This is a genomic window from Chryseolinea soli (genome assembly GCF_003589925.1).
GTDB lineage: Bacteria > Bacteroidota > Bacteroidia > Cytophagales > Cyclobacteriaceae > Chryseolinea > Chryseolinea soli.
On the sequence record NZ_CP032382.1, the window covers coordinates 2,925,118 to 2,939,820 of the forward strand.

The 14,703-nt window shown below is 52.9% G+C and carries 13 protein-coding genes; 8 read left to right on the forward strand and 5 right to left on the reverse strand.

Features of this window, described 5'->3' with window-relative positions; translation table 11 throughout:
* Positions 1-15: 15 nt before the first annotated feature.
* Positions 16-879, reverse strand: a complete 864-nt coding sequence (locus tag D4L85_RS12645; protein WP_228450871.1) for a methylated-DNA--[protein]-cysteine S-methyltransferase — start codon at positions 877-879, stop codon at positions 16-18.
* 137 nt (positions 880-1,016) lie between these two features.
* Here D4L85_RS12645 and D4L85_RS12650 point away from each other — a divergent pair, with 137 nt between their 5' ends.
* Positions 1,017-1,922 carry an MBL fold metallo-hydrolase gene (locus D4L85_RS12650; protein ID WP_119754646.1) on the forward strand — a complete coding sequence of 302 codons (906 nt, stop codon included), beginning with the start codon at positions 1,017-1,019 and terminating at the stop codon, positions 1,920-1,922.
* A gap of 95 nt (positions 1,923-2,017) precedes the next feature.
* On the opposite strand, the gene D4L85_RS12655 is transcribed toward D4L85_RS12650, so the two are convergent.
* Positions 2,018-2,716, reverse strand: a complete 699-nt coding sequence (locus D4L85_RS12655; RefSeq protein ID WP_119754647.1) for a 2OG-Fe(II) oxygenase — start codon at positions 2,714-2,716, stop codon at positions 2,018-2,020.
* Between the two features lie 132 nt (positions 2,717-2,848).
* Here D4L85_RS12655 and D4L85_RS12660 point away from each other — a divergent pair, with 132 nt between their 5' ends.
* From D4L85_RS12660 to D4L85_RS12690, 7 genes are all read left to right on the forward strand, one after another.
* Positions 2,849-4,435, forward strand: a complete 1,587-nt coding sequence (locus D4L85_RS12660) for a hypothetical protein (RefSeq protein WP_119754648.1) — start codon at positions 2,849-2,851, stop codon at positions 4,433-4,435.
* Positions 4,436-4,552: 117 nt separating this feature from the next.
* On the forward strand, positions 4,553-5,452 hold the full coding sequence (locus D4L85_RS12665) for a 3-keto-disaccharide hydrolase (protein WP_119754649.1): 900 nt from the start codon (positions 4,553-4,555) through the stop codon (positions 5,450-5,452).
* The gene (locus tag D4L85_RS12670; RefSeq protein WP_119754650.1) at positions 5,449-6,330 is read left to right on the forward strand and encodes a DNA-3-methyladenine glycosylase family protein; all 882 of its coding nucleotides are present in this window, start codon (positions 5,449-5,451) and stop codon (positions 6,328-6,330) included. Before D4L85_RS12665 ends, D4L85_RS12670 begins: the two co-directional genes overlap by 4 nt.
* Before the next feature lie 34 nt (positions 6,331-6,364).
* Positions 6,365-6,796, forward strand: a complete 432-nt coding sequence (locus D4L85_RS12675; protein ID WP_119754651.1) for an acyl-CoA thioesterase — start codon at positions 6,365-6,367, stop codon at positions 6,794-6,796.
* 17 nt (positions 6,797-6,813) lie between these two features.
* Complete coding sequence (locus tag D4L85_RS12680) at positions 6,814-7,140, forward strand: nucleotide pyrophosphohydrolase (RefSeq protein WP_119754652.1); 327 nt, start codon at positions 6,814-6,816, stop codon at positions 7,138-7,140.
* On the forward strand, positions 7,137-8,777 hold the full coding sequence (locus D4L85_RS12685) for an amidohydrolase (protein WP_119754653.1): 1,641 nt from the start codon (positions 7,137-7,139) through the stop codon (positions 8,775-8,777). Before D4L85_RS12680 ends, D4L85_RS12685 begins: the two co-directional genes overlap by 4 nt.
* A gap of 113 nt (positions 8,778-8,890) precedes the next feature.
* Positions 8,891-10,009: an acyltransferase family protein gene (locus D4L85_RS12690; RefSeq protein WP_119754655.1), complete on the forward strand. Its 1,119-nt coding sequence runs from the start codon at positions 8,891-8,893 to the stop codon at positions 10,007-10,009.
* Between the two features lie 8 nt (positions 10,010-10,017).
* Here the strand turns inward: D4L85_RS12690 and D4L85_RS12695 are convergent, their stop codons facing one another.
* The 3 genes from D4L85_RS12695 to D4L85_RS12705 are packed head-to-tail and all read right to left on the reverse strand — an operon-like array spanning position 10,018 to position 14,656.
* On the reverse strand, positions 10,018-10,728 hold the full coding sequence (locus D4L85_RS12695; protein WP_119754656.1) for a 2-phosphosulfolactate phosphatase: 711 nt from the start codon (positions 10,726-10,728) through the stop codon (positions 10,018-10,020).
* Between the two features lie 27 nt (positions 10,729-10,755).
* A complete protein-coding gene (gene gcvT, locus D4L85_RS12700) occupies positions 10,756-11,841 on the reverse strand; it encodes a glycine cleavage system aminomethyltransferase GcvT (protein WP_119754657.1) in 1,086 nt (361 codons plus the stop codon).
* Positions 11,842-11,896: 55 nt separating this feature from the next.
* A complete protein-coding gene (locus tag D4L85_RS12705) occupies positions 11,897-14,656 on the reverse strand; it encodes a T9SS type B sorting domain-containing protein (protein ID WP_119754658.1) in 2,760 nt (919 codons plus the stop codon).
* Between the last annotated feature and the right edge of the window lie 47 nt (positions 14,657-14,703).

A 14,703-nucleotide genomic window follows, 5' to 3' on the forward strand; every position in this document is an offset into this window, starting at 1 on the left:
AGCGGCCACAAAGGCTCATTTCGTTTCGGTTTTGGCCATTTCCCAGCCGATGATGCTCTTCTTCCGGGCAGGGCTCCACCGGTACTCACCCAGGATACCGTCTTTGCGGATGACGCGATGGCACGGGATGAGATAGGCAATGTGGTTGGCGCCCACCGCCGATCCAACGGCCTGCAGGGCATTCGGATTGTGGATGTTGGCGGCAATGCCCTGGTAGGTGGTCACGTTGCCCATGGGGATCTTTAACAGCGCTTCCCACACCTTGAGCTGGAAGTTTGTGCCCTTCACAAACACATGGAGCCGTCCCGATGCGGGGGCCTCACCCGGATGAAAGATCCGATCGACAAAGGATGCCGTGAGCGCCTGGTCCTGGTGAAAGATCGAATTGTGCCAGTGTTCTTTCATGGCCTCGATGTGCCCCTTGGCATCTTCGTCCGTGGCCAGGAACGACAGCCAGCAGATGCCTCGGTCGGTCACGGCAAGGAGGCAGTTGCCGAAAGGCGTTTCGTGGATGCCATAGTGAATGTGCAGCCCGGAGCCGTGGAGTTTGTACTCCTGGGGTGTCACACCTTCCAGCGTGGTGAACAGATCATAGACCCGCGATTGGCTGGAGAGCCCGGCCGATTCGGCGGCTTCCACCAGGTTGCGGGATTGTTCCAGTTTCTCTTTCAGGAAATCGACCGTCAGGAACTGCAGGAATCGCTTGGGACTGATGCCCGCCCATTCCGTGAAGATGCGCTGAAAGTGAAAGGGTGAAAGATGAACTTTTTCGGCCACCTCGTCCAGTTCGGGTTGGCGTTGAAAATTTTTTTCCAGGTAAAGAATAGCTTCTTCGATACGCTGGTAATTAATGTGGTTTTCGTTCATGGTCAACAGCATAAAACTATCATTTTTTTGTTGACTCAAAATTGCCACCGCCGGGGCGATTACTCAACCTGCTTCTTGCGGACTTCATTTGTGATGAGGGGTAGCGTAATCTTTCGACTTTTCTTTATTTTTAAAGAAATCCCACAATCATGAAAAGAACTTTACTGACGCTCTTTTTTGCGATGGCCACCACGGCCGCGATCCTGGCCCAACAACCCAACTACGATACGGTGAGGATACGGCCCGTGCTGGTAAGCAACAACCTGTATATGTTAAAAGGTTCCGGCGGCAACATCGGGGTGCTCATCGGAAACGACGGCACGCTGATGATCGACGACCAGTTTGCGCCCCTCTCGAATAAGATCAACGGCGCCATCAAAACCCTTAGCCCGGGAGAGATAAAATTCCTCATCAACACCCACATCCATGGCGACCACACCGGTGGCAACGACAACTTTAAAAAGATGGGCATCACCATCCTGGCCCAGGACCAGGTGCGCGAGCGCATGACCAGGGAAACGGTGAATCGCATGAACGAAAAAGTTCCGCCACGCGAAAAAGATGCCTTGCCCGATATCACGTTTGCCGACAAACTGAACCTCCACATCAACAACGAAGACATCGAACTGATCCACTTCGATCCCGGCCACACCGATGGTGACGTGATCGTTCATTTCAAGAAAGCGAATGTGTATCACATGGGCGATATGTTTGTCACGTATGGCTATCCGTTTATCGACGTTTCCAGCGGCGGTTCTGTGAACGGGATGATAGCGGCCCTGGACAAAGTCCTCGCCTTGATGGATGACAATGCCAAAGTGATTCCCGGGCATGGCGAGGTGAGTACAAAAGCCGACGTGAAAGTGTTTCGCGACCGGTTGGCGGATATTCGCGATCAGGTGGCCGCAGCGTTGAAGAAGGGAAAGAAGAAAGAAGACCTGGCAAGCCTGGGCATCACCGATAAATATGATGCCGAGTGGGGAAAAGGATTTTTGAAGGGAAAGGATTTTGTGATGTTGGTGGCGGATAATATTGCTATCCCTCCGAAGAAATAAATTGAACCGCAGAGTCGCAAAGTCAATGCAAAGCATAATTTGTGTCTTCTTTGCTGCCTCTGCGACTCTGCGGTTCAAAAATGATTTTCACATCGTCATGCCGCATCATGAAAAATGATGCCCAACGAATACCGCACTCCTGATTTCACTTCGCTAACGCCGTGCTTCATCGTAGCACGATAATATCCCCGCGAGCCTTTTACGGGCCGGAAATTAGTGGTGAAGATGAGCGCATCTCCCTGATTCGGCTGCAACACCTCCGCCTTCGACTGCGCGCGAGGCACCTGCTCCGTAAGCACAAACTCCCCGCCCTCATGATCCCTCCCCGCCTGACTTAACACAAACACCACCTGGAAAGGAAAATACACGGCGCCATAAAGATCCTGGTGAAGCGTATTGAATCCTCCCGCTTCATACCGAAGGATCAGCGGCGTTGGCCTGGGCTGATCATGATCGTGACAATGCGCGACGAGCGCTTTGTGATCGCCGGGATAGGTAATATCCATCCCCAACTTCTGCATCCAGGCATTGGCGAGCTTGGCCAACGGCGCGTACAGCATTTCTCGCAAGACTTGGATGGTCGGTGGCAGGGGATAGTTGAAATATTTATACTCTCCTTTGCCAAAGCGATAACGCTGCATGTTGATCGTGTTCCGGTAGAGATCCGGGTCGGCATACAATCCGGAAAGGTGCCGGCACTCGTCGGCCGAGAGCACCCGCGGCAGCAGGGCGTACCCTTTTTCATTGAGTGCAGTATAGATCGATTCCCAGGGCATAGCGACAATATCCTCCATAATTTTTTTCTGTAAAGATCCGGGATCCGGTGGACCCGCTCAACCCGAAACTTGCGGAATGAAACGGGGTGGATTTTTTCGTTGATCATCGGCATAAAAAGAAGTACCTTTCTATGCTTAAATCCGAACACCATGAAAACCCTCTTCCTCTCCGGGTTGTTTCTCTGCGCCACGGTGCTCTCCTGTAAACAACCCTCCAAAACCAACTACACACTCGGCACGGTAACGTTCGAGGTGGCGGGCACCGATGCTGCGCAGCAAGCTTTTCTGAAAGGCCATTTGTTGATGCACAGCTTTGAGTTCATGGACGCCGCCGAAGCTTTCCGCGAAGCGCAAACACTGGACCCCACGTGTGCGATGGCCTTCTGGGGAGAGGCCATGACCTACAACCACGCCATCTGGCAGGAGCAGGATTATGAAAAAGCGGCAGCCACATTGAAGCGTCTGGCCGCAACACCGGAAGCACGGGTGGCCAAAGGGGCAACGCCGCTGGAGAAAGATTTTCTGCAAGCTGTGAACGTTCTCTATGGTGAGGGAACAAAAACAGAACGCGACCGGGCCTATGCCAAATTCATGGGCGAGCTATACAACAAATATCCCGGCAACCATGAAGTAGCGTCGCTGTATGCCCTGGCGTTGTTGGGTGCAGAGCCCGTAGGCCGCAGCGAGGAATTGTACCGGCAGAGCGCGCGCATCTCTGCGCAGATCTTGAAAGAGAACCCGAATCACCCCGGAGCGTTGCATTATTTTATTCATGCGAACGACGATCCTTATCATGCCCGCGAAGCCCTCCAGGCAGCAGACGAATATTCCGTCGTGGCCCACGATGCGACGCATGCCCTGCACATGCCCACGCATATTTATCTCGCCCTCGGCATGTGGGACCGCGTAGTAAGTTCAAATGAAGTGTCGTGGCAAGCCAGCGTGAACCGGAAGCAAAAAAGAAATTTACCCAACGATGCACTGGGCTATCATTCCTTTCACTGGCTGGAATACGGCTACCTGCAACAGGGCCGCATCCAAGACGCTCAAAAACTTTTGCAGGACATGATGACCTACTGTGCTACACAACCCTCCATCAAAGGCCGCACCCACGAGATCTATTTGAAATCGTCTTACGCCGTGGAAACCAATGACTGGAAATCGTCTTTTGTGGCGCACGAAACCGATGCCAAAGGATTGAACGTTGCCACCCAGGGCTTGGAGAACTTTGTCAAAGGCATGCGGGCGTATGCAATGGCCGACATTCCGACGATGGAAAAAGTTATCGCCACCATGGATCGGGACCGCGTGCTCGAGCTCTCGAAGATCGATAGCGATGGCATTGCCCTTTGTGGCAGTGGTGCGAGTCGTGAAAATACGACGAAGACCGATATCGATCTCGTGCAGCTGATGGAGATGGAACTTCAGGGCATGAAAGCCTGGCAGCAGAAAGACCTCACCGCCGCCAACCGCTGGCTGAAAGATGCTGCTTCGTTCGAGGATCGCATTGCCTTTGGTTACGGCCCACCGGTGGCCAAGCCTTCATCCGAACTCTACGGCGAATTCCTGCTCAGCCAAAACCAGCCCAGCGAAGCCCTGCAATATTTCGACAATGCCCTGAAACGTGCACCGCGGCGTGTGCTGTCCCTCAAAGGAAAAATGGAGGCTGCCAAAATGTTAAAGCAAGACGATGTGGTGGCGGCGATCGAGAAGGAACTCAACAGCATTAAGGTATAGCGGGAACACTTTTGCTATAAATCATGCCGCGGTTATCGGCCGGGGTATGCTACGATCTTGAATACCGCCAGCAGAAAACCCCCGGGGATTTCTCGCCCAATTCCGTACTTTCGTCGCATGAAGCATTTTAATCTCCTGTTTTCTTTAGCCCTGTTATTTTTGATAAGTGCCTGTGCTACAAAAAGCAACCCCGATTCCACCCGAGAGGAATGGATCGACCTGTTCAACAACAAAGATCTTACCGGCTGGGATATCAAGATCGCGAAACACGATCTGAACGATAATTTCAATAACACCTTTTATGTAAAAGACAGCCTACTGGAGATTGACTATAGCCACTACGATAAATTTGACGGCGAATTCGGCCATCTTTATTATCATCAACCTTTTTCTTATTACAGAATTCGGCTGGAGTATCGCTTCCGGGGCAAACAGCTGCGCGGCGGACCCGACTATGCTTACCTGAACAGCGGCGTCATGCTCCATTCGCAGGCGGCCTCTACGTTGACAAAAAATCAGACGTTCCCGGTATCCCTCGAAATGCAGTTCCTGGCGAGCAACGATTCGGTGAAACGAACCACCGGCAATCTGTGCACCCCCGGCACAGAAGTTTTTCAAAAAGGAAGCCTCTTTCCTGGCCATTGCATCGACTCGAACTCAAGGAACTACGACGAGAGTGAATGGGTCACTATCGAGGCCGTGGTGTTGGGCGACTCGATCGTTCATCACATTTTGGGAAAGGACACCGTACTCACCTATGAACACCCGCGTGTCGGGGGTGGTTTTGTGGGGGGCAGCATGAACTGGACGCGCGGCGGCTTTGCCGACTCGCTCCAATGGATGGCCAAGCATGGCACGCCGTTGAAGGAAGGCTATATTGCGTTGCAAGCCGAAAGTCATCCGCTGGAATTCCGTAAAGTACAACTGATGAACCTGAAAGGCTGCACCGACCCGAAGGCCTTGAACTATAAATCGTATTTCATAAAATCTGACAACACCCAGTGCCGCTATAAATGATCACGCTCACGGTTCCCGTTCCCAAGGAATTCAGTTTCGACCAGGCCTTGTCTTTCCTGAAGCGCTCGCCCCGTGAGCTGCTCCACCAGGTGGAAGGCGAAACCGTGCGCAAAGCCCTGCGCGTTGACGATGATGTGGTCGCCATCGAAGTGTCGTTCGAAAAAAAGAAAGTCCGGATCGACGTTTTGGCGGAGAGTCTCACCCCAGTCCAACAAGAAGAAGTGATCGCCTATGTGCGCGAATGGTTTGACCTGGACACCGACCTCAAACCTTTCTATGCCATGGCGGAGAAAGATAAGTTGCTGAAAGACCTCGTGCAGCAATACTACGGCTACCGTATCGTGGGCCAGCCCGATCTCTACGAGGCCGTCACCTGGGCCATGCTGGGCCAGCAGATCAATGTGGCGTTTGCCTATACGTTGAAACAAAGATTTGTAGAGCAATTCGGTGCGTCGTTGCAAATGCTGGACAGGAGATATTATTTGTTTCCCGTTCCGGAAGCCGTGGCCGTGTTGTCGCCCGACCTGTTGCTGCCCTTGCAGTACTCGCGCCAAAAAGCAGCCTACACCATCACGATTGCCGAAGCTTTTGCCAACGGCACCGTCTCCAAAGAAAGCCTGAAAGGTTTGCCGTTGCAGGAAGCCAAGGAACGCCTCATGAAAATAAAAGGCGTGGGCAACTGGACGGCCAACTATGCCCTGATGAAAACCTTTCGCTACCCCGATGCCTTTCCCCTGGAAGACGCGGGTTTGTACAACGTGGTAAAAAAATACAAGAAGCTTGACCGCAAACCTACGCCCGACGAAATGAAAAAGGTATTCAAAAAGTACAAAGGCTGGGAAGCTTATGCTACCTTGTACTTGTGGAAGAGCTTGTGATCCATGCCGGATCACTTTAATTTCCTGAAGCCTTATGTCCCGCATACAAATTCAATTACCGGAGAAATTTATTTACGAGACCACCCTGACCGTTCGCGCCTCGGATCTGAACTATGGCGCGCATGTGGGCCACGACAGGATCCTTACACTGATGCAGGATGTACGGGTTGAGTTCTACCGAACGCGGGGCATAGAAAACGAACTGCATTTGGATGGAACTGTTGGGCAAGTGATCGCGGATTTGGGTGTCGTATACAAATCGGAGGCTTTTCTGGGCGACGAGCTTTTTTTTCAGATGGGCGTTTCGGATTTTCATCGCGTGGGGTTTGATATGTTATATCGCGTCACGCAAAAAGCATCGGGCAAGGAAGTGGCCTTGGCCAAGCTGGCGATCATCACCTTCGACTATGCCGTCAGAAAGATCGCTCCGTTGCCCCCCGCATTTTTAGCAAAGCTTCAATCCTAAACTCAATCCCGAACCGCATGACTCTTGAACAAGCCCAGCAACAAGTGGACGAGTGGATAAAGACACACGGTGTGCGCTATTTCAATGAGCTCACCAACATGGCCATGCTCACGGAAGAGGTGGGCGAGGTCGCGCGCATCATGGCGCGGCGGTATGGCGAACAGTCGGAAAAAGAATCCGACAAGAACAAAGATCTTGGCGATGAGATGGCGGATGTGTTGTGGGTATTGATCTGCCTGGCCAATCAAACGGGCGTGAACCTCACGGAAGCGTTTGCCCGCAACCTGGAAAAGAAAAGCCAACGCGATAAAGACCGTCATCATCAAAACCCCAAATTGAAATGAAAAACGTCTTCGGCGCCGTCATCGCAGGATGCTTGCTGGTCGCCTGCAGCCAGCATCCCGCAGCAGATAAAATTATTCTCGGCCGCATCTGGACCGGCAATCCGTCGCAACCGTGGGCTGAGGGGGTTGCCGTAAGTGGCGATACCGTTGCAGCCGTCGGCGACGCCGGTGCGATAAAGAAATGGCAAGGTGAAAAAACCGAGGTGATCACCCTAAACCAAGGAGAGCTGTTGACCCCCGGCTTTATCGATTGCCATACACACTTCATCGACGGTGGTTTCGCCCTTTCATCCGTGCAGTTGCGCGATGCAAAAACACCTGATGAATTTATTTCACGCATCAAAGCCCACGCGCTAACGCTCCCGAAAGGCGTGTGGATCACCGCCGGCGATTGGGACCATGAGAACTGGGGCGGCGAGTTGCCCACGCGCGCGTGGATCGATTCCGTCACTGTAGACCACCCGGTATGGATCAACCGCCTCGACGGCCACATGTGCCTGGCCAACACGGCCGCGCTGAAAGCTGCCGGCATTACTGACCAGGTGAAAGACGTTGCCGGCGGTTCTATCGTGCGCGACAAAGCGGGCAAACCCACAGGCATCTTTAAAGACAATGCCATGGGCATGATCTCCAAGGCCGTGCCACCGCCCACCCCAGACCAGGAGGACAAGGCCCTGGAGGCGGCCATGGCCTATGTGGCCGCGCGCGGTGTAACCTCCGCGCACAATATGATGGGCTACCAGGAAGTGTTCGAGCGGGCCCACGACCGCCATGCCCTCACCACCCGCATCTATTCCGGCATGATGTTGAGCGATTGGAAAGCACTTGCCGATAAAATAAAACAAAAGGGACGTGGCGACGCTTGGCTGCGCAGGGGCGTGCTGAAAGAATTTGTAGACGGCTCGCTGGGCTCGCACACCGCCGCCTTCTTCAAGCCCTTCGACGACACCCCGAAAGATTCGGGCTTCTTTGTGATCCGCGAGCAGGAACTGCACAGCCTCATCAAATCTGCCGATAGCGCCGGGCTCCAGGTGACAGTGCACGCCATCGGCGACAAAGCCATTCACACGTTGCTGAACACCTTCGACCAGGTGGCCCACGAGAATGGCAACCGCGATCGCCGCTTTCGCATCGAACACGCGCAACACATTGCCCCGGACGACATCAAGCGCTTCGCTGCCCAAATGATCATCCCTAGCATGCAACCTTACCACGCCATCGACGACGGCCGTTGGGCCGAGAAAGTCATCGGTCACGAACGCTCGAAGACCACCTACGCCTTTCGCTCCCTGCTGGACGCCCACGCCAAGCTTGCCTTTGGCAGCGACTGGTTCGTGGCGCCACCCACACCGTTGGAAGGCATCTATGCTGCCGTGACACGCCGCACCCTGGACGGCAAAAACGATGACGGATGGATCCCGGAACAAAAGATCACCGTGGAAGAAGCGTTACAGGCTTACACCACCAATGCCGCTTATGCATCCTTTGAGGAGAACATCAAAGGCATGCTGGCGCCCGGCATGCTGGCCGACATGGTGCGGCTGGAGAAAGACATCACCGTCATTCCTTCTCCCGAGATCAGAGACGTAAAAGTGTTGACAACCTGGGTAGGCGGGAAAGTGGTCTATCAAAAATAGGGCGCCATTTAAAAAAAATATTTCGGTGTGCGCGGTGTGTCTCCGATTTCGTATGCGTCTCTCTTGCACGGTTGGAAAAAATCCTGGAGCTTTAGTCAAATCCTGAACAGCTTATGTCCGAGAATCAGCGCTACCTTTCCCTCGATGTGTTTCGGGGAATGACCGTTTGCTTTATGATCATTGTCAACACGGGCGGCGGTCCCATCAACTACGCGCCCCTGCTGCACGCCTCGTGGCATGGTTTCACACCCACCGACCTTGTGTTCCCTTCTTTTCTTTTCGCCGTAGGCAATGCCATGGCGTTCTCGCTCCATAAATATGAGTTGCAAGGCGAAGGCGTTTTCTGGCGGAAAACATTGAAGCGGACGGCCATCATTTTTCTGTTGGGTTTTTTGATGTACTGGTTCCCGTTTTTCCGTCCTGACGAGAGCGGCGAATGGGCCTTCAAGTCAATCACGACCACCCGGATCCTGGGCGTACTGCAACGCATCGCGTTGTGCTATTTCTTTGCGTCGATCATACTACACTACGGTTCAAAGCGCTTTGCCATTTGGTTTAGTGCATTTGCGTTGCTGGCCTATTGGATCTTGAGTTATGCGTATGGCGATGCCAATGATCCATATAGCCTGGCGGGAAATGCAGGATCAAAAATTGATTTGTGGCTGTTTGGTGAACAACACCTGTATCATGGAGAAGGCATAGCATTCGAACCCGAAGGACTGTTGAGCACGCTGCCGTCGATTGTGAACGTGATCTTTGGTTACCTCGCCGGGGATTTTATCCGGCGGTATGGAAATAAATACGAAACCATCGCTAAACTCATGTTAGCCGGTGGGTTGCTGGTCTTTCTGGCCCTCACCTGGGATATGGTTTTCCCTATCAACAAAAAATTGTGGACAAGCTCCTTCGTACTGCTCACCGTGGGCATCGATCTCATGGTGTTGTCGTTCCTCATCTATGTGCTGGAAATCCTCCATCGCACCAAGTGGACGCCGTTCTTTTTAGTGTTTGGAAAAAATCCGTTGTTCATCTACCTGCTTTCGGAATTGTTGATCATCATCATGTACATGATCCCAACCGCATCCGGCAGTCTGCAACGTTCGGTTTATTTGGGATTTGAAAAGATCTTCAGCCCTATCAATGCCTCGTTCCTGTTTGCGTTTTTCTTTATGCTGACCTGCTGGGCTGTGGGCTATGTTTTGGACAAGCGAAAGATCTATATCAGGGTGTAGCGATACGACTACCCGACATAGGGCACCAGCACATTTTCCTTCAACACCGGGATCACGTTGAACTGATCCGGCGTGAGACAAAACGAGATGTCCTTGAATACATGGAGTTTCGCCAGCCGCTTCACGTGACTCGCATTTTTGAGGAATCCTTCGAGATCGTTTTTGGCCTGATTGTATAAATGCTGCGCAGCAAGGGGTGCATCACAATCCGGTTCGATGTGATCTTTTAAAAGTTCAACCAACGCGCCGGCAAAAAGTGTATCCTCCAAATTCACTTTTCCTTTCCATCCCGCGCACACCACCAGCACGTTGTTGTCGCCATTGCGCAAATACTTCGCGACGGCCGAAAGGTTGAGGAAGGAACCGATGATAATTTCTTTAGCGTCTGCCGATTTGGCAATGGCCTGTGTGCCGTTGGTCGTGGTGAAAGCGATCTTTGCGCCCTTGAGCGATTCGGCCATGTACTCGAAAGGGGAGTTTCCCAAATCGAAGCCGTCTACCTTTTTTCCGTCGCGTTCGCCTGCAGTGAAATAGCCTTTTGCTTTCATGGCCCGGCAGTCGTCCAGGGAGGCAAACGGTGTGATGCTTTCGATGCCGTGTGCCAGGGCCGTGGTCATGCACGAGGTGGCCCGGAAAATATCGACCACCACCACGGTGCGGTCGTGCACTTTATACAAGTGCATCAGGTCGGGACTGAGGCAAACGTCGATAGTCTTCATAACCAGATGGACAAAAAAAGCGATGGACTAACCGATCAGTGGTGTTTTGCTCACTTGCGCTTTCAACGCCTTCCCGCGAACATCGATGAAGATCTCGGAACCTACGGCGGAGTTGGAGGTGGTCACGTAGCCCAACCCGATGCCGATACCCAGCAAGGGCGACATGGTCCCTGAGGTTACTTTTCCAATCACGTCGCCGGCAGCATTTTTAATGAGATAGTCGTGGCGGGGAATGCCTTTGTCCACCATTTTAAAGCCCACCAGCTTGCGGGTGACGCCTTCTTCTTTTTGCTTTTTGAGGGCGGAGGAGTTGGTGAAATCTTTTTTGAATTTGGTGATCCATCCCAATCCTCCTTCCAGCGGCGACGTGGTGTCGTCGATGTCGTTGCCGTAGAGGCAGAAGCCCATCTCCAGGCGCAGCGTGTCGCGGGCACCTAGACCAATGGGTTTGATGTCAAATTCTTTACCGGCTTCAAAGATGGCGTGCCAGATCTTTTCGGCGTAGGCCTTGTCCACATAGATCTCGAAGCCGCCAGCACCCGTGTAGCCCGTGTTGGACATGATCACGTTCTTCACCCCGGCAAATTCGCCAACGGTGAAATGGTAGTATTTTATGGTGCTAAGGTCTGTCTTGGTCAGTTTTTGCAGGGTGGCGACGGCCTTCGGGCCCTGCACGGCGAACAGGCACGTATCGTCCGAAACATTTTTCATGTCCACACCCTTGGTATTGAACTGGCTGATCCAGTTCCAGTCTTTGTCGATGTTGGAGGCATTGACCACCAGCATATAGCCTTCGTCTTCAATTTTATAGACGATGAGATCGTCCACGATGCCGCCGGTTTGGTTGGGCAGGCAGGAATATTGTGCCTGGCCGTCCACGAGCGTGGAGGCGTCGTTGCTGGTCACGCGCTGGATGAGGTCGAGTGCGTTGGGGCCCTTCAAAAGAAATTCGCCCATGTGCGATACGTCGAACACACCCACGCCGTTCCGCACGGTCATGTGCTCTTCGATATCCGATGAATAGCGGACGGGCATATTGTACCCTGCAAAGGGAACGATCTTTCCACCCAATGAAACGTGAAGCTGATGCAAGGGAATGTTCTTTATCTCCATGGTGCGATTTTAAGTGCACAAAGGTAAGAGATTTCCCAAAAGCAGAAACTCCTGTTCAATCAATAACCTGCACCCAACCCTTCACCACCCGGTGCTGCGCTTCCGGATTGCGCATATCGAAATACACATCGGCCGAATAAAAATACACGCCGCTGCTCACCTTCTTGCCGGCCGGGTCCAGCCCATTCCAAAAGACATAATTATTTTCCCCACCTGGCAGGGCATCCAGCGCAAAAACTTCCTTGCCCCATCGATCATAGATCTTCAGAGCAATGGACTTTACAAAACGAGGGCACGAAGCCCCATCGGCCACGTCGGTAAAGGCCTCAAAATAATCATTACGTCCATCGGCATTATAGGGAGTGATCACATTGGCAAACGTCACAAAGCCGCAGTTGTCGTTGCAAACGGGCTGACTTTGGGGGCTCATATTGCCTGCAGGATCGATCGCCGCCACCGTATAACATTTCGCCAGCGATGGAAGTCCGCCGTGCATAAAAGAATTCCCGGTCACGCGGGCCAGCGGCGTATAGTTAACCTCATCGTCCGAGACAAAGACCTGGTAGGTTTCAATGTCGTCGCCGCACTGCGCCGGCATGCTCCAGGTAATTTTGTTTGCGTAGTTGTTGCCCAGGCACGAAAAGGAACGGCAGTCCGTCGTCTCCATCACAGCGACCGGGGCGCATGGCGGTATCGTATCAGGTTTTAGGGCACGCAATACTTGTGAGAAATTTTCCAGGGGGTGCGGAAGGTCCGGATTTCCATAGGACCCCCGTGTTAACACTTTATAGTAATAGACAATATCGGGTTGCGCCCTCAGATCGGTATACACAAATCCATTCTCATTGACATCCACACTATCCAACAGCGTGAAAGGTCCATCAGGACCGGTTTCATTTCTGTAAATAAGATGATACGGATATGCTTGCGTGAAATTATACCAAGGCGTTTCCGCATCCCAGGCCATCGATAGTTCTTTCGTGTCAGGCTGAGCGGAGAGAAATACCGATGAAGCCGCATCCGATGTGTCTACCGGTGCCGTGGTGAGGGCGGGCACGTACAACTCGATCCGGTAGCGATGCGCAAGATCCTGTGTATTCAACGTATCGATAAAAACCGTATCCTGTAAAGGGCCCTGTACAAAAACAAAATCGGAACTCGCCAGTCCATTGCTGCGATACACTTTATACGTGTAGGGCGGCGGATACTGATTTTTATCCAAGGCAAACGGCGATGTCCAGCGCACCAGGGTGTGGCCGGTGGTCGCATGGGTTTTTGTTACGCTCACCGTGGTGATCACGGGCGCTTCCGGTGGTTTGGGAATAAGACAAGTATCCAAAGAGATCCGGCTGGGAACCTTGGCATCGCCCACCAATGACACGATCCGGTAACAATATTGCGCACCCACGGCTATGGCAGCATCCGTGTAGCTGACGGCATCTCCCGGCAATTCGGCCAGCAACCGGTAGCGCAAAGCTTTCGGCATGCCTGTGACACATTCCGGTGGGTCGTACGTATAGCGCGCCACCCGCCGCCATACTTGTATGGCTTTCGTGTTTGCGCACGCGGGCGATTTCCACTGTAACGTGAGAACCTTATTCACCGGATTAACGGTCACCCGTTCGTATTCCGGCGCTGGCGCCAGCACCTTTACAAACAAAGTTTGAAACCGAACCAACGGTGGCCCTGAGCGCGGACGGTCGGTGATCTTAAAGACAACCGCATAGGGCTGCTCCCGCACGCGAACACAAGCGGGCTTCCAGGAAAACGCAAGCGAGGCAGTGTCGTATGGAGGTGATGTCGATTGCTGTCTACCGTTGTTTTGAACGGTCGCCGGGTTTTCATCAAAGGAAAAAATATCCGAAAACGCCTCCATGATGACGGGATCTCCATCGGGGTCCGAGCCCTTCAAGGTTACGTTTACCAATGTGCCGGCGATCACGCAGACGTCTTGCGGGACACTTATTTCCGGCCGGCGGTTCATACAATCCTCGACAATGATCTGCATGTCGCGTAACACGTAGCCTGTAAGGTTCCAGAGGCTATCGTTCGGCGAGCGTCTCCATTCATAGATCCGGATCGAAATCGTGTACTCACCCACGGTGTTGGGAGCATCCCAGGTCAGCAAACCCGTTATGGGATCAATGGAGAAAGTCGGCGGACCATTGTGCGCTTCCGTGGCATGGTTATAGTCGACGCCAGCGTAAAATGCGATGTCGTTTGGAGACTTATAGTTGGTGACGGGTGTGTTGGACGTCGACAGCGGCACGGATAAGCCATACGATAAACTGTCCCCATCCCGGTCGGCGGCACCGATCGCGTGATAGAAAGCCAATCCCGGGCATGCACGATCAATGGGAGGGACGCTGAGCGTAGGCAAAGAATTGCAGTGGCAGGGTTCTATCAGGAGTGAGACCTCCGTATAAAAGACGGTAGAACCGGAACCGGTGAAATTCAAAACCCCTTCATTTCGGTTGGCTTCGGTGTAGGAAATAGTATACGTGCCTGGATTGAGGAAGGTGACCGTGGTCTCGAATTGTACGCGGCCAACCTTTAAGAGGGCATCGATCGTGTCGATGTCTATCAGTTCGGGCAATACAACCGAGCTGCCATTACCAAAACTTAGCAGGCTTCCGTCGCCGCCAAAGGCAACGGGAGTGCCATAGTTGACATAGCCAATGACCACGATCGTATAGGTGAGCACACTACAATTTTGCTGCAACGCCTGAATTTCCACGGAGCGGATATGGCTGGCCTGCAAACGGGTTCCTGTCAACAGCAACAGGAAACAGAAACCGGCGGTAAACGATTTCATGAGGAAGGGTTTTTAGGTACGGATACAACGGCGGCCTGCCGGCCTTT

What these genes read in the sequence shown, in the direction of transcription:
- D4L85_RS12645 (WP_228450871.1), bottom strand. Translation starts at nt 879, where the DNA reads ATGCTGTTGACCATGAACGAAAACCACATTAATTACCAGCGTATCGAA.
- D4L85_RS12650 (WP_119754646.1), top strand. Translation starts at nt 1,017, where the DNA reads ATGAAAAGAACTTTACTGACGCTCTTTTTTGCGATGGCCACCACGGCC.
- D4L85_RS12655 (WP_119754647.1), bottom strand. Translation starts at nt 2,716, where the DNA reads ATGGAGGATATTGTCGCTATGCCCTGGGAATCGATCTATACTGCACTC.
- D4L85_RS12660 (WP_119754648.1), top strand. Translation starts at nt 2,849, where the DNA reads ATGAAAACCCTCTTCCTCTCCGGGTTGTTTCTCTGCGCCACGGTGCTC.
- D4L85_RS12665 (WP_119754649.1), top strand. Translation starts at nt 4,553, where the DNA reads ATGAAGCATTTTAATCTCCTGTTTTCTTTAGCCCTGTTATTTTTGATA.
- D4L85_RS12670 (WP_119754650.1), top strand. Translation starts at nt 5,449, where the DNA reads ATGATCACGCTCACGGTTCCCGTTCCCAAGGAATTCAGTTTCGACCAG.
- D4L85_RS12675 (WP_119754651.1), top strand. Translation starts at nt 6,365, where the DNA reads ATGTCCCGCATACAAATTCAATTACCGGAGAAATTTATTTACGAGACC.
- D4L85_RS12680 (WP_119754652.1), top strand. Translation starts at nt 6,814, where the DNA reads ATGACTCTTGAACAAGCCCAGCAACAAGTGGACGAGTGGATAAAGACA.
- D4L85_RS12685 (WP_119754653.1), top strand. Translation starts at nt 7,137, where the DNA reads ATGAAAAACGTCTTCGGCGCCGTCATCGCAGGATGCTTGCTGGTCGCC.
- D4L85_RS12690 (WP_119754655.1), top strand. Translation starts at nt 8,891, where the DNA reads ATGTCCGAGAATCAGCGCTACCTTTCCCTCGATGTGTTTCGGGGAATG.
- D4L85_RS12695 (WP_119754656.1), bottom strand. Translation starts at nt 10,728, where the DNA reads ATGAAGACTATCGACGTTTGCCTCAGTCCCGACCTGATGCACTTGTAT.
- gcvT (WP_119754657.1), bottom strand. Translation starts at nt 11,841, where the DNA reads ATGGAGATAAAGAACATTCCCTTGCATCAGCTTCACGTTTCATTGGGT.
- D4L85_RS12705 (WP_119754658.1), bottom strand. Translation starts at nt 14,656, where the DNA reads ATGAAATCGTTTACCGCCGGTTTCTGTTTCCTGTTGCTGTTGACAGGA.